Below are 12,782 nucleotides of genomic sequence, written 5' to 3'. Positions count from 1 at the left end.
TAGCCATGTTCGGTAGCCTCCACACTTGAAGGCTAGCGCTCACGCGTGCTATATCGAGTGCGTCAAAAATCGGCCGACGCGGACAAATAGAGCGTACGCGGCGCGCCAAGCGAGATCGTGCCGTACGACGCGACGCCCGACCAGTACTTGCGATCGAACACATTGGCGATACCGGCCCGAAACACGGTTTGCTTGCCGTACAGCCGGGTGCGATAGCGTGCGCCAAGATCGACGGTGGTCCACGACGCCACGGACTGCGTGTTCGCCTGGTTCACGTATTCGCGGCCGGTGTAGTTGACGCCGCCTGTCAGCGTGAATCCCGTCGCACGCGGCACATCCCACTCGAGGCCGACATTTGCCATCACGTTCGGTACGCCGACCGGACGATTGCCTTGTGTCGCCGCGCTATTCGTCTTCGTCAGCGTCGCGTCGAGCAGCGTGACGCCGGCCAGTGCGCGCACGCCGCGCATTGGCTCGCCGGACACGGACAGTTCGAGCCCCTGGTTGCGCTGTTCGCTGTCGACCGCGTACACGGTACCGAACAGCTGGCCGCTCGGCTTGGTGATCCGGAACGCGGCCAGCGTAGCGGCCACGCTGCCTGAATCGATCTTCACACCGACTTCCTGCTGCTTCGTCTTGTACGGCGCAAAGACCTGTCCTGCGTTTGACGCGACGGACGGCGCGACGTCACCTTTGCTCAACCCTTCGATGTAGTTTGCGTAAAACGACACGCCGCGCCACGGTTTCACGACGAGCCCGACGAGTGGCGTCACGGCGCTGTCGTTGTACGACGCGGACTTCGCACCGGTCGTCGCGTTGAAGTTGTTCGACTTCACGTATTGCTGCCGCACACCCAGCGTGAGCTGCACGCGCTCGTCGAATGCGCCGATCGTGTCGGCCACCGCGACGCCATACAGTGTCGAATCCGACACCTTCGGCACCGCCGCCGGCGAAGCGATATCCTGCGGGGGACTCACGACCGGAGCATAGAGATTCGACCGTACCGTCGCGCCGCTGACGCTCGCGCTCGCAATCCGGTCGCGATAGACGTTCGCCTGCAGGACGACCGCATGACTGAGCGCGCCAGTATTGAAGCGCGCGCGCACACCGGTATCCGCGCTCGACCGGTTGACCTGGAACTTCCAGTTCTGCACGACGGCGGACGTATCGCCCTGTGCGTTCAGGATCGTCGGCGTCTGGTCGGACAGCCGCGACACGTCGGATTTGGCGGCACCGACGTCGGCGAACGCAGTCACGCGATCGTTGATGTCGTACTCGGCATGCAGCAGCACCGACGTGTCGTTCGACTTGTACCAGGCCCAAGGCTGGGTGACGTTGCGACGCCCTTCCGACGCGGCCGGCACCGGGATACCCGACGCGACGACGAACGGCCGCGTCGGCGAGTCGATCCACTGATACTGCTCGATCACGTCGAGCGACGCGCGCAAGCGCTCGCCCTGGTAGTCGAGCGACAGCGCGCCGACCTCCGCACGCGAACGCTGGTTGTCGAGTGGCGTCGACCCTTGGCGGTGCAGGCCGTTGAAGCGCACGCCGAACTGCCGGTCGCTGCCGAAGCGGCGGCTCACGTCGATCGCGCCGCCGACCTGCGCGTCGGACGTATAGTCGGCGGTCAAGCGGGTGAGATCCTGGCCGAGCGGCCGCTTCGGCACGACATTGACAACACCGCCGACACCGCCGTTCGGCGACATGCCGTATAGCAGCGCGGCCGGGCCCTTCAACACCTCGACGCGCTCGATGTATTCCTTGAACAGGTGATAGTTCGGCGACACGCCATAGACGCCGTCGAACGCGACTTCGCTCACGTTGCCTTCATTGATCGGAAAGCCACGAATGAAGAACGAATCGGTCACGCCGCCGGTCTGGCCGGTGAAGCGCGTCGACGCATCGCGGTTCAGCACGTCGGCGAGGGTCGCGGCCTGCACGTCGGCGATGTGTCGCGCCGTATAGCTCGATACGCTGAACGGCAGGTCGGTGTTACGCCTGTCGCCGAGCAGCCCGGCCCGCGCGCCGCGCGTCACCTGGCCGCCCGCGTATGCGGCGGTCGGATCGAGCGATGACGCGCGCACGTCGAGCGCCGGCAGCACCGTCGCGTCGGTGCCGGACGCGCCTGACGGGAAGCCGGCCGACGTCTGCGCATGGGCCTGGCCGGCGCACGTCGATGCGACCGTCATCGCGAACATCGAATGGACTGCGAAATAAATTGACCGGCGAAAACCGGACGCGGAGCCGGACGACCTCAACACCCGGCCGGATTCGACTTGTTGCCGTAACGACATGACCTCCCCCACCTGCTCTCCGAGCGCTGTGCGGATGCACAGCATGTGTCTTGAAATTGTTCGGAAAGATACATGTAACGATAATGATTCGCAACATTATTCGCATTTACGAACTTCGAAATCTCCTGCCTGGATCTCGTGAGACTCCGCGGCGCCTTGTCGAAGCAAACGGATCCAGGGTCCGGTGGAGCTCCGGTCCGCCTCCACGGCACATCACGCGGTTCCTGAACACCAGCGGTGGGTATAACTGGCGATCCGCGCGACGCCTGCGGCGGGCAGACGGCTCGTGTTGTAGCCGTTGCGCATGAGCTGGCTGTACCTTGGCCCATCGCCCGCACTCCCGCGCAAAAAGCGGACCATGCAGCGTCGCGGGAAAAAATCCGAGGATCAATCGGAACCGCGGCGACACTTTGCCGTCACGGCAACCGCTCCGTCTCCGTCACCGTCACCGGCTCGAGCAACGAATCGTCGTCTTCCGCACCGCGTTCAAAACGCCGCGCCAGCCGGTCGAAATACAGGTAGACGACGGGCGTCGTGAACAGCGTCAGCAGTTGCGACAGGATCAGCCCGCCGACGATCGCAATGCCCAGCGGCACGCGCAACTCGGCGCCCGCGCCATGCCCGATCGCGAGCGGCAGCGCGCCGAACAGCGCGGCAAGCGTCGTCATCATGATCGGCCGGAAGCGCAGCACGCAGGCCTGGCGGATCGCCGCGGCCGGCGCGAGGCCCTGCTCGCGCTCGGCCACCAGCGCGAAGTCGATCATCATGATCGCGTTCTTCTTGACGATGCCGATCAGCAGGATGATGCCGATCATGCCCATGATCGACAGATCCTGCCCGAAGAGCTGCAACGCAAGCAACGCCCCGACGCCCGCCGACGGCAGCGTCGAGATGATCGTCAGCGGATGGATCGGGTTCTCATACAGCATCCCGAGCACGAGGTACACGACGACGAGCGCGGCGAGAATCAGGTACGGCTCACTCGCGAGCGAAGCCTGGAACGCCTGGGCCGTGCCCTGGAACGTGCCCGAGAGCGTATCGGGCTTGGACGCAGCCGCCTCCGCCGCGCGAATGGCCGCGACCGCGTTGCCGAGCGATTGCCCCGGTGCGAGATTGAACGAGATCGTCACGGCCGGGAACAGCCCCTGGTGGTTGACCGAGATCGGCGACACGTTGTTCTCGATGCTCACCAGCACGTTCATCGGCACGAGTTCGTTTGTCAGCGGAGAACGCACGTACAGGTGCGCGAGCGCGTCGGTCGTCAACTGGAAGGCCGGATCGACCTCCTCCACGACGTGATACTGGTTCAGCGACGTGAAGAGCGTCGCGATCTGGCGCTGGCCGAACGCGTCGTACAGCGTGTCGTCGATCGCCTGCGCGGTGATGCCGAAGCGCGACGCGGTGTTGCGGTCGATCACGATCGTCGCGCTCGTCGCCGACGCCTGCTGGTCGGACGTCACGTCGGTCAGTTGCGGCAGCGTGGCAAAACGCTTCGTCAGGCGCTGCGCCCACAGGTTCAGCTCCTGCACGTCCGCGTCCTGCAGCGTGTACTGGTATTGCGCGGCGCTGATCCGTCCGCCGACCTGGATGTCCTGCCTGACCTGCATCGACAGCGTAATGCCCGTCACCTTCGCCAGCTTCGGCCGCAACCGCGCGAGCACCTGCGTCGCACTCGCCGTGCGCACGCCGAACGGCTTCAGGTTGATCATCACGCGCCCCTGGCTCACGGTGGGATTCGGGCCGATCCAGTAATAGGTGTTGTCGACGGCCGGATCGGCCTCGACGATGCGGCCGAGCTGCTGCATCTTCTGCGCCATCGCCTGCGGCGAGATGTCGGGCGCGGCCTGCGCGACTCCCATGATCAGCCCCGAATCCTCCTGCGGGAAGAAGCCCTTCGGCATATGGACGAACAGCGCGGCCGTCAGCGCGACGGTCGCGACGGTCACCGCGAGCATCGTCTTGCGATGCGCGAGCGCCCAGTCGAGGCCGCGCTCGTAACGGCGTTCGACCGCGACGAACGCGACTTCGAGCCAGCGTTCGAGCGTGCGCAGCCGGCCGCCGTCCGAGCCCGGCGGGCGAATCAGCCAGCCGCACAGCATCGGCGTGACGGTCAGCGACACCAGCGCCGACATTACGATCGCGACGCTCACCGTCACCGCGAATTCGCGGAACAAACGGCCGACGATGCCGCCCATCATCAGGATCGGGATGAACACGGCGATCAACGAGATCGTCATCGACACGATCGTGAAGCGCACCTCGCGCGCGCCAAGCAGCGCGGCACGCATCTTCGGCACGCCCTCCTCGATGTGGCGCATCACGTTCTCGATCACGACGATCGCATCGTCGACAACGAAGCCCACCGCGATCGTGAGCCCCATCAGCGACAGGTTGTCGAGGCTGTAGTCGAGCAGATACATCACGCCGAACGTCGCGACCAGCGACAGCGGGATGGTGAGGCTCGGAATCACGGTGGCCCACACGTTGCGCAGGAACGAAAAGATCACCATCACGACGAGCGCGATCGTCAGCATCAGCGTGAACTGCACGTCGTGCACCGACGCGTCGATCGTCTGCGTGCGGTCGCCGACCACGTGCACGTGCGCGGCCGCGGGCAACGACGCCTCGAGCTGCGGCAGGCGCGACGTGATGTTGCGGATCGTCTGGACAACGTTGTAGCCCGGCTGCTTGTGCACGTCGATGATGATCGCGCGCTCGTGCTGCAGCCAGGCGGCCTGCTGCGTGTCCTCCGCCGCCTCGACCACGGTACCGAGATCGTCGAGCCGCACCGGTGCGCCGTTCTTGCAGGCCACGACCAGATTGCGGTAGCTCGCCGCCGACGTGAGCTGGTCGGTCGCATTGAGCACGACCGAGCGGTCCGGGCCGTTGAGGTTGCCCTTCGGCGCGTTGACGGTCTGCACGCCGACGATCGAGCGCACGTCCTCCAGCGTGAGCCCGCGGGCCGCGAGCTTGTCCGGGTCGATGCGAATCCGCACCGACGGCCGCTGCTGCCCGTGGAAATCGACGAGGCCGACGCCGGGCATCTGCGAGATCTGCTGTGCGAGAAAGTTCTCCGCATAGCTGTCGAGCTGCGTGAGCGTCAGCGACGGCGAGGTCAGCGCCAGCGACAACATCGTGAAGTCCGCCGGGTTGACCTTCTCGTAGGTCGGCGGGTTCGGCAGGTTCTTCGGCAGCGTGCCGCCGGCCGCGTTGATCGCCGTCTGCACGTCCTGCGCCGCGCTGTTGATGTCGCGCGACAAATCGAACTGGATCGCGATCGAGGTCGTGCCGAGCGAGCTCGACGATGTCATCTGCGTGATACCGGAGATGTTCGACAGCTGCCGCTCGAGCGGCGTCGCGACCGAAGTCGCCATCGTGTCCGCGCTCGCGCCCGGCAGCTTCGCGACGACCTGGATGGTCGGGAAATCGACCTGCGGCAGCGGCGCGACGGGCAGCATGAAGTACGCGACGAGCCCGACGAGCAGCACCGCGAGCGCGAGGAACGACGTCGCGATGCGCCGGCGGATGAACAGTTCGAGCAGGCTCATGACGATGCGTCCAGCGTGGCAGCCGGCGCGGGTGCCGCGGCTTCATCGCGCGCGTCGACGCGCTTCGCCGCAACCGGCGTCCCCGGATTGAGGCGGCTCTGTCCTTCGAACACGACGAGATCGCCGGCAGCGACGCCGCTCACGATCTCCATCATCCCGTCGACCGCGGCACCCGTGCGCACCGCGCGCAGTTGCGCCTTGCCCGACGCATCGATCGCAAAGAGCTGTGGGCCCGCCTGCGTGTTGACGATCGCGCGGCTCGGCACCGCGAGCCGCTGGCGGTCGGTGCGCAGCAGCACCTGCGCATTGACGAGCTCGCCCGGCCACAGCTTGCGATCGGTGTTGGCAAACGCGCCCTTCAGCTTGATCTGGCCGGTGGTGCGGTCGACCTGGCTGTCGATGAAGCTCAACGTGCCCTGCGCGAGCGGCGCGCCGCCCGTGCGTGCCGTGACGGTCACGGGCAACGGCGCGCTCTGCTGGCCGGCCAGCACGTCGGGCAGCACGTCCTGCGGCACCGAGAACTGCACGTCGATCGGCTCCATCTGCGTAACGGTCACGATGCCCGTCGCGTCGCCCGGATGCACGATCGCGCCGAGATCGGCCTCGCGCGCGCCGACGCGCCCGGCGAACGGCGCCGTCAGCGTCGTGAAGCCCAGTTGCAGGCGATCGTTCTGCACGATCGCCGCATCGGCCGCGACCGTCGCCGCAAGCGCCTCGACCTGCGCGCGCGCCGTATCGACGCTCTGCGTCGTCGCCGCGCCGATGCCGACGAGCTTCGAATAGCGGTCGAAATCGAGCTTTGCGTTCTCGAGACTTGCCTGATCCTTGCCTTGCGTCGCCTCCGCCTGGTGCAACTGGGCAGTGAGCGGCCCCTGGTCGAGCTGCGCGAGCACCTGGCCGGCCTTGACGTCCTGTCCTTCTGCGAACAGCACACGCTGCAACTGGCCATCGACGCGGACCTTCACGTCAACAGCGTTGCGCGCCTGCACGGTGCCGACCGCGACGGCACGGATCGGGAAATCGGCCAGCACCGGATGGCCGGCGACGACGGGCACGGCCGGCACGGCGGCATGTGCCGCTTGTCTCGGCCACTGCCACCAGACGATGAGTGCGAGCGCGGCGGCGGCGCCGACGGCGAACCCGGGCGAAAGGCGGCGGCCGCGCCGCGGCGGTTGTTGCGGAGGAAGATCGGCAGCGTGATTCATGGCACGAGGGAATGGGATGAAGTGTCGGGCAACGCGGCGGGAGCGATCGCGCTGGCCACGGCCGGCGCGCGTTCCGTCACGCCGAAGCCGCCGCCGAACGCACGGAACAATCCGACGGAGGCCTGCAGCCGCGCCAGGCGCGTCTGCACGAGCGCGTCGTCGGACTGGTAGCGCGTACGCTGCGTATCGAGCACGGTGAGGAAATCGACGGTGCCGCTGCGGTACTGCGCCTCGGCGAGCTGCGCGGCCTTGCCCGCTGCATCGGCGGCCTCCTGGTCGGCCGTCTCGACCTGCTGCTGCTGCGACGCAGCGCTCAGCATGTCCTCGACGTCCTGCAGCGCGGTGACGATCGTCTGCCGGTAGTCGGCGACGCTCTTCGCGGACGCCGCCTCGGTCGCGTGCAGTTGCCCACGCAGCGCACCACCGTCGAAGATCGGCGCGGTCAGCGCGGCGGCCACGCTCGCGAACGGGCTCGACAGGAAATGCGACAGCGCACTGCTGCTCAGCCCGCCGTCAGCCGTCAGCACGAGGTTCGGAAAGAACGCGGCGCGCGCCGCCCCGACGTCGTAGTTGGCCGCCTGCAAGCGCGCTTCGGACGCGCGAATGTCCGGGCGCGTGTCGAGCAGACTGGCCGGCAGGTTCGGGCGCGGTTGCGGCACCGCGATACCCGCGAGCGGCACCGCCGCGACGTCGAAGCCCTCGGGCACAGCACCGACGAGGGTCGCGAGCAGATGGAGGTTCTGCCCGAGCTGCTGGCGCAGCGCCGGGATCGTCGCGTCGAAGCTCGCGAGCACGTTGCGCTGCTGTTGCACCTGCAGCTCGGTCGCGACGCCCGCCGCCCGCTGGGCCTGCAGCAACGCGAGGATGCGCGCGGCATTCGCCGAGATCGACTGCGCGAGCGCCACGCGCTGCCGCAGGCTCTGCACCTGGAAATAGGTATCGACGATCGATGCGGTCAGGGTCAGCGCGACCGTGTCGCGGTCGAAGCCCGCGGCTTGCGCGAGCATGCCCGCCGCGTTTGCGTTGGCCGCGTTGCGGCCCCAGAAATCGATCTCATAGCTCGCCTCGGCGAACAGGCTCTGGCTGCGGCTCGAACTTCCCGAGCCCGACGAACCGCTGCTGCCGCTGCGGTGATGACTACGGTCGAACGTACCGTTCAGCGATAGCGACGGATAGAGCGGCGCGCCGGCCTTTTCCGCGTTGGCGCGTGCCTCGTCGACACTGGCAAGCGCCGACGCGAGCGAATAGTTGTGCTGCAGGCCGCGCTCGACAAGCGCATCGAGCGCGGTGTCGCCATACGCGCGCCACCAGCCGCTCGCCACCGGCACGGTACCGGCGAGCGACGCCTGCGCGGCGTCGTTCCACGCGGCGGGCGCGGCCTGGGCCGGCCGCTGGTAGGCGGGCACGAACGAACAGCCTGCCAGCGCAAGCGAAGCCGCCAGCAACGTGGCGGCGGCCCGGCAACGAACCGACATGCGGGTTGCGGCGCGCCAAGGCGGCGAACCGTTCGACCGAAGCATGGAGCGACTCCCTCGCAACTATGATGCGACGAGGATAGCGACGCGTTCCTGTCCGGCCTTTCGCTCGAAGATGAACTATATTTCATGCGCGGCGGCGTGCGCCGCGTGCCGGCTCAGTCGCCCGCGCGCACCATGTAGCCGGCGCCGACGACGGTATGAATCAGCGGCTGCGCGAAATCGCGGTCGACCTTGCCGCGCAGCCGGTGCATGTGCATGTCGATCACATTGCCGCGCGGCTCGAACTGGTAGTCCCAGGCCGCCTCGAGCAGCATGCTGCGCGTGACGACCTGCCCCGCATGGCGCATCAGGCACTCGAGCAGCAGGTATTCGCGATGCTGCAGCTGCAGGTCGCGGCCGCCTCGGCTCGCACGGCGCGTGCGGCGGTCGAGCGACAGGTCGGCCACGCGCAATTCGTCTTGCAGCCGCGAGCGGTCGGCTCGGCGCGCCAGCGCCTCGACGCGCGCCAGCAACTCCGCGAACGCATACGGCTTGGCGAGATAGTCGTCGCAGCCGGCGCGGATCCCGGCGACGCGGTCGCCCAGGCCCGCGATCGCGGACAGCATCAGCACCGGCGTCGCGCGATCGTGCTCGCGCAGGCGCTGCACCAGCTCGATGCCGTCGAGCCCCGGCAGCTTCCGATCGGTGACGATCACGTCGTAGATGCCCTCACGCGCAAGCGCGAGGCCGAGCGCGCCGTCGCCCGCCGTATCCACGACGTGGCCACTCTCGGTCAGGCCGCGCGCGATGAACTGCGCGCCGCGCGCGTCGTCTTCGACGATCAGGATCCGCATGCTGGAACGATTTAGGTTAAATTTATTTCATGTTGGCGCGAACCGGATGTCGGACAAGCCGGCGCATACTGCCAGCGCCTAGTTTACGCTTCGCGCGCGACCGGCGAGCCGATGCACCTTCCCTGGCGGATCCCTGATGCCCACACTCCTGGTCGTCGAAGACGATCATCAGACCCTCGACGAAATCGTCTCCGCGCTCACCGACTACGGCTGGACGGTCGAATCCGCGCGAACGGGCCGCGACGGCCTCATGCTCGCGGTCGCGAAGCAGTACGACGCGATCGTGCTGGACCGGATGCTGCCCGGCGGCCTCGAGGGGCTCGGCATGCTCGCGGCGATCCGCAGCGCCGGCGTGACCACGCCCGTGCTGATCCTGAGCGCGCTGTCCGCGGTCGACGAGCGCGTGCGCGGCCTGCGCGCGGGCGGCGACGACTACCTGACGAAGCCGTTCGACTTCATCGAGCTCACGGCCCGCCTCGACGCGCTGATGCGCCGGCGCGATGCGCCCGCGAGCGCCGAGCACGCCTACCAGGTCGGGCCGCTGTCGCTCGACCTGCTGACGCGCGAAGTCACCTGCGCCGGGCGGCCGGTCGCGCTGCTGCCGCGCGAATACCTGCTGCTCGAATTCCTGATGCGGCATGCCGACCAGACCGTGAGCCGCACGATGCTGTTCGAGGCCGTCTGGGGCTATCGGCTCGACGAGCGCACCAACGTGATCGACGTGCATGTCAGCCGCCTGCGCAAGAAGCTCGATCCGACCGGCGCGCTGTCGCTGATCCGGACGGTACGCGGCTCGGGATATACGCTCCGTGCAACTGACTGACCTCCATCGCACCACCAGCTTCCGGCTCGCGACGCTGTTCCTCGCGATGTTCGGCATCGTGTCGCTCGTGCTGTTCGCGTATCTGTACGTCGAGATCACCGGCTTCGAGACGGAACGCATCGACGACTGGCTGGTGCGCGAACACGCCGCCACCGTGCGCGACGCCAACGCCGACCTCGCCGCGCGCTTCACGCACCAGAGCCAGTTCGATCCGCGCCAGCAGCGGCCGTTCGGCCTGTTCGACGCGCAGGGCAGGCACGTCGCGGGCGGCTACATGGGCGAGCGCCCGCCGATCCCGGTTTTCGACAAGCCTTTTTCGATGCGACTGACCGTGAGCGGGGAGCGCCGCGTTCCGGGCCGCTGCATCGCCGCGCAGTTGCCGGACGGCCGCACCGCGCTCCAATGCCAGAACACGCGCGAGCTCGATCACTTCGACGAGGAACTGCTGCACGTGCTCGCGACGGCCGGGCTGCTGATGCTGCTGACGGGGCTCGTCGGCGCCGCGTTCGTCGGCGTCGGCGCGGTGCGGCGGCTCGACGCCGTCACGCGCTCGATCGAGGAGATCGTGTCCGGCAACCTGAGCCTGCGGCTGCCGGTCCATACGAAACACGACGACATGGGGCGGCTCGTGCATGTCGTCAACGGCATGCTGGACGAGATCGAGCGGCTGATGCACGAGGTCAAGGGCGTGTGCGACGCAATCGCGCACGACCTGCGTACGCCGCTCACGCGCCTGCTCGCGGGGCTCGAACGCGCGCAGCGGCGCGCGCGCAGCGAGGCCGATTATCGCGCCGCAATCGACGACACGATCGCCGAGGCCGGCAGCATCCTGCACACGTTCAATGCACTGTTGCGCATCTCCGAAATCGAATCGCACGCGCGCCAGCAGAATTTTTCCATCGTGGATCTCGCCACCGTCACCGACGACGTCGTCGAGTACTACGAACCAACCGCCGAGAACAAGCACATTACGCTCGACTATCGGCGCGTGCCGGATGTTTCGTTCGAATTGCAGGGCGACCGCAACCTGCTGTTCGAGGCATTGGCCAATCTCGTCGACAACGCGATCAAGTTCGCGCCGGATGGCGGCCACGTGTCGATCCAGCCGTTTCGCGATTCGGCGGGGGTTGGTATCACGATCGCAGACAACGGCCCGGGCATCGCGCCGGACGAGCGGCAGGCGGTACTGCGGCGCTTTTATCGTGCGGAGACGAGCCGCCATACGGCCGGCAGCGGCCTCGGGCTCAGTCTCGCTGCCGCGATCGCGACGATGCACGGGATGACGCTGCGCTTCAACGACGTCGACGTCGGCTGCAGCGTCACGTTGCATGCGCCACGCGCGCGCGCGGAACGCGGCCGCGCGCCGGACAGCACGGCGCCGGTGTAGCCGGACGTGCCGACGCCCTGGCCTTCCAGCATCTTTCGACGCTCACGCGTCAGGCAGGATGCACCGCGCCGGGCTGCAGACGAGCGTCGACGACCGCCCGCGCAGGCGCCACGACATGCGGTCGCGCACGAAGCGCCGCTTCGACGAACGGGTTCGTGCAGGTTTATCTGGTTGTGATGCGGTGGACGGGGTTGCCGCGTTCACGGCGACTGGCGGAAGGCAGCAGGAGTCGAAGTAACCGGCCGAGACGGGACGCCCCAGTGATCGGGCCGTCCCGGTAGGCGTTCTGGATTGCTCGCCTACGTGCGCAATCCAAGCACGCCGAGGTAGACATCGAGCGAGCGCTGGACGGACTCGGCCACCAGGCGCGCAATGCCGCTGTAGTCGTCAGTTGTGCACGCCTCGTCCAGCGTATCGTAGTAAGCCAGCCGATCTTCCTTGCGAATGACGGCAGGCGGATAGCCGGACTTCATCAGTTCGAAATTCAGCAGCAACCGCCCTGTTCTTCCATTGCCGTCGACAAACGGATGGATCTTGACGAACCGCGTATGCAGTTCGGCGGCACGTGCCACGGGATGCATCGCCCCCGCCTGCGTGTCCCAATCGATGAGCGCGGCCATTTCAGCCGGCACATGCAGGAAATCCGGTGGCGTCGTGCTTGCGCCAGCGATCACGACGTTCTCCCGGCGATACCTGCCCGCCTCGCCGTCGTCGATACCCTTCAGTACCAGCCCGTGAATATTCCGGATCTGCCATTCGGAAAGCGTCTCCTGCTTGCCGACGATTTCTTCGACATAGAGAATCGCGTCGCGATGATTCGTGGCTTCGAAATGCTCGCGCAGCGACTTGCCGCCAACCGTAATGCCTTCCAGCACGACCTTCGTTTCCCGCAACGTCAGCGTGTTGCCCTCGATCGCATTCGAATGATATGTCCACTCCAGCATCAGCTTTTCGCGCAATGACGCCAGCGTATGCGGCGGAAGCGGGCGCGCCGCATCCAGCCTGGCCTTGTCGGCATCAACGGCTTCCAGCAGAAGCGGTACGGACGAATCCATGAAATCACCAATCTCGACCAATGCGGGCCATTTTACTCCCCCATCTGGAATGGCGACTGGCGGAAGGCAGCAGGAGTCGAACCTACCCGGGAGTGTCTGACACCCCCAACCGAGTTTGAAGCCCGGCCGTACCACCGGATACGAATGCCTTCCGTG

8 protein-coding genes and 1 tRNA gene are annotated in these 12,782 nt (G+C 67.0%); 2 read left to right on the top strand and 7 right to left on the bottom strand.

Annotation, left to right across the window (positions count from 1 at the left end; all coding sequences use genetic code 11):
* Positions 1 to 62: 62 nt before the first annotated feature.
* From G3O06_RS18115 to G3O06_RS18095, 5 genes are all read right to left on the bottom strand, one after another.
* Positions 63 to 2,201, bottom strand: a complete 2,139-nt coding sequence (locus G3O06_RS18115) for a TonB-dependent siderophore receptor (RefSeq protein WP_241020109.1) — start codon at positions 2,199 to 2,201, stop codon at positions 63 to 65.
* A 512-nt stretch (positions 2,202 to 2,713) separates the two neighbouring features.
* Positions 2,714 to 5,845, bottom strand: a complete 3,132-nt coding sequence (locus G3O06_RS18110; protein WP_205817000.1) for an efflux RND transporter permease subunit — start codon at positions 5,843 to 5,845, stop codon at positions 2,714 to 2,716.
* Positions 5,842 to 7,050, bottom strand: coding sequence for an efflux RND transporter periplasmic adaptor subunit (locus G3O06_RS18105; RefSeq protein WP_205816999.1), 1,209 nt, complete (start codon positions 7,048 to 7,050; stop codon positions 5,842 to 5,844). Before G3O06_RS18105 ends, G3O06_RS18110 begins: the two co-directional genes overlap by 4 nt.
* Complete coding sequence (locus G3O06_RS18100) at positions 7,047 to 8,525, bottom strand: efflux transporter outer membrane subunit (protein WP_205816998.1); 1,479 nt, start codon at positions 8,523 to 8,525, stop codon at positions 7,047 to 7,049. Before G3O06_RS18100 ends, G3O06_RS18105 begins: the two co-directional genes overlap by 4 nt.
* A gap of 158 nt (positions 8,526 to 8,683) precedes the next feature.
* Positions 8,684 to 9,361 carry a response regulator transcription factor gene (locus G3O06_RS18095; protein ID WP_205816997.1) on the bottom strand — a complete coding sequence of 226 codons (678 nt, stop codon included), beginning with the start codon at positions 9,359 to 9,361 and terminating at the stop codon, positions 8,684 to 8,686.
* Between the two features lie 136 nt (positions 9,362 to 9,497).
* On the opposite strand from G3O06_RS18095, the gene G3O06_RS18090 reads away from it, so the two are divergent.
* Entirely contained in the window at positions 9,498 to 10,184 is a 687-nt protein-coding gene (locus G3O06_RS18090; protein WP_205816996.1) for a response regulator transcription factor, read from the top strand.
* Positions 10,171 to 11,571: an ATP-binding protein gene (locus G3O06_RS18085; protein WP_205816995.1), complete on the top strand. Its 1,401-nt coding sequence runs from the start codon at positions 10,171 to 10,173 to the stop codon at positions 11,569 to 11,571. The genes G3O06_RS18090 and G3O06_RS18085 overlap by 14 nt, the downstream gene beginning before the upstream one ends.
* A gap of 299 nt (positions 11,572 to 11,870) precedes the next feature.
* Here G3O06_RS18085 and G3O06_RS18080 read toward each other — a convergent pair whose 3' ends face one another.
* Together G3O06_RS18080 and G3O06_RS18075 are read right to left on the bottom strand one after the other, a co-directional pair.
* Complete coding sequence (locus G3O06_RS18080; RefSeq protein ID WP_346779536.1) at positions 11,871 to 12,605, bottom strand: Fic family protein; 735 nt, start codon at positions 12,603 to 12,605, stop codon at positions 11,871 to 11,873.
* Positions 12,606 to 12,683: 78 nt separating this feature from the next.
* Positions 12,684 to 12,779: transfer RNA gene (locus G3O06_RS18075), tRNA-Sec, on the bottom strand.
* Positions 12,780 to 12,782: the final 3 nt, after the last annotated feature.

Source organism: Burkholderia sp. Ac-20345 (genome assembly GCF_017104825.1).
Taxonomy (GTDB): Bacteria; Pseudomonadota; Gammaproteobacteria; order Burkholderiales; family Burkholderiaceae; genus Burkholderia; species Burkholderia lata_B.
The sequence above is the reverse complement of the archived record's forward strand: the minus strand, read 5'-3'. Positions and strand labels throughout refer to the sequence as shown.

Coding starts and splice junctions, on each gene's coding strand:
- G3O06_RS18100 (WP_205816998.1), bottom strand. CDS start 8,525: ATGTCGGTTCGTTGCCGGGCCGCCGCCACGTTGCTGGCGGCTTCGCTT.
- G3O06_RS18090 (WP_205816996.1), top strand. CDS start 9,498: ATGCCCACACTCCTGGTCGTCGAAGACGATCATCAGACCCTCGACGAA.
- G3O06_RS18110 (WP_205817000.1), bottom strand. CDS start 5,845: ATGAGCCTGCTCGAACTGTTCATCCGCCGGCGCATCGCGACGTCGTTC.
- G3O06_RS18095 (WP_205816997.1), bottom strand. CDS start 9,361: ATGCGGATCCTGATCGTCGAAGACGACGCGCGCGGCGCGCAGTTCATC.
- G3O06_RS18105 (WP_205816999.1), bottom strand. CDS start 7,050: ATGAATCACGCTGCCGATCTTCCTCCGCAACAACCGCCGCGGCGCGGC.
- G3O06_RS18115 (WP_241020109.1), bottom strand. CDS start 2,201: ATGTTCGCGATGACGGTCGCATCGACGTGCGCCGGCCAGGCCCATGCG.